This window comes from Pectobacterium brasiliense (assembly GCF_013449685.1).
GTDB lineage: Bacteria > Pseudomonadota > Gammaproteobacteria > Enterobacterales > Enterobacteriaceae > Pectobacterium > Pectobacterium brasiliense_A.
Genome location: NZ_JACDSF010000134.1, coordinates 1 through 1,236 on the forward strand (window position 1 = coordinate 1; position 1,236 = coordinate 1,236).

Below are 1,236 nucleotides of genomic sequence, written 5' to 3' on the forward strand. Positions count from 1 at the left end.
CCGTAGATGGCGGGTCAAGATCACACTACTGAACCCTAAAAACATCAGGTTGAACAAGTACGGAAACTTGGGCAACAGAAAGATGGATTCACGCAAGAAGGACAACACCTTTGTTGGTGAGGTGAATGGTGTGAGTGGGCTATGGCAGCGTAAGAAAGCCAAGAAGGTCAAGAAGGGTAGGAAACGGCAGAAGCGCTCTGCAAACGGTACACGAATGCCAAGAGTGAAACAGCGGCCACTGAAGCTATTGATTCGATTTGGTGACGCGATGCCTGTTCGTGAAAGGCTGGGATATTTCGATAGAGCCAACGCGATGGCAGCGGCATTGATGCCGGGTGAGTTGAGCAAGGCGATAGCAGAAGCGATGAGGACAGCGAAATGATGTCAACAAATGACAACAGTTATCATCTAGAAAAAAATGGGTCCTTCCTAGCACTTTTGTAAAGCACGGGCATTGCGAGCCGCGTTGTTTCACTAGCTATCAACTTTTGAATTTGATTCACACTTTACACTTCACAGTTTTGTTGATGGATTGTTACAAACCTTTGGTGGCAAGGCGTAGCGGGGAAATGGAGTAGCATTTGATTTACAGTTTGATTCACACATTTCATTAAAAAGTGTGAACCCTTCACAGTTGTTAGTGTGCACAAGTGTGAAGGGTTCACACTCTGCCTGTCAGAGGGAATATTTTTATGTTGATGTCAGTAAGCCAGTACGCCGAACATGTAGGGATAAGTCGTCGGGCATTCTACAACTGGGAGAGCAAAGTGGGCTTTCCCCTGCGGGTTAGCGGCAAGGTTGATGCGGATGCCTGTGACGCTTATCTGTCTCTGTATCGTGACAGTCATGATCCACGAACACAGAACGCCAAGAGCAAGCCTGTGTTGGCCAGAAAGAAGAAAAAGGTAGGTAACGAGCTGGTAGACATGAGCGTCGCTGAGATTAAGCAGCACCTGGCGAATTGTGTTGGTCAGGCGGTTGGCATGGATGGACATGAACGTGCTGCACTGTCTGCTAAGGCTGTAGACCTCTATTTAAGTGAAGGGCCTGATAACCCGCCTGTAACGTTTGGTGGTTATCGCCTATCTATCGTCGAAACGCCAGCGTGTGAAATTGGAGAGATTATTGCTGGTGGAGCCTTTGGGCTATCCGATGCTGATGTGGTATTTGAGTGCCGGAATTACACGCTGACGCTGATGAGTGATGAAACAGAGACCCTGTAAATCATTCTGTGTA

General features: G+C 47.7%; 1 protein-coding gene and 1 pseudogene. Both read left to right on the top strand.

What is annotated here, in order from left to right:
- Positions 1–382, top strand: a pseudogene (locus tag H0248_RS21655) (hypothetical protein); the annotation flags it as partial.
- A gap of 310 nt (positions 383–692) precedes the next feature.
- Positions 693–1,223: a hypothetical protein gene (locus H0248_RS21660; RefSeq protein ID WP_180787447.1), complete on the top strand. Its 531-nt coding sequence runs from the start codon at positions 693–695 to the stop codon at positions 1,221–1,223.
- Positions 1,224–1,236 lie beyond the last annotated feature (13 nt).